Below are 211 nucleotides of genomic sequence, written 5' to 3' on the forward strand. Positions count from 1 at the left end.
CGCCGACGACCAGAACATGTACCTGTTCTTCGCCGGTGACAACGGCAGCATCTACCGGGCGAGCATGCCGATCGGCAACTTCCCCGGCAACTTCGGCTCTTCGTACACCACGGTCATGACCGACACCGTGAAGAACCTCTTCGAGGCCCCGCAGGTCTACAAGGTCAAGGGCCAGAACCAGTACCTGATGATCGTCGAGGCCCGGGGGGCG

At 62.1% G+C, this 211-nt stretch carries 1 protein-coding gene; it reads left to right on the plus strand.

The features are described from left to right. The coding region (locus tag OO48_RS34240; RefSeq protein ID WP_033223669.1) for a non-reducing end alpha-L-arabinofuranosidase family hydrolase at positions 1–211 on the plus strand (211 nt) is incomplete at both ends.

Origin of the sequence: Kitasatospora phosalacinea, assembly GCF_000716545.1 — a bacterium.
GTDB lineage: Bacteria > Actinomycetota > Actinomycetes > Streptomycetales > Streptomycetaceae > Kitasatospora > Kitasatospora phosalacinea.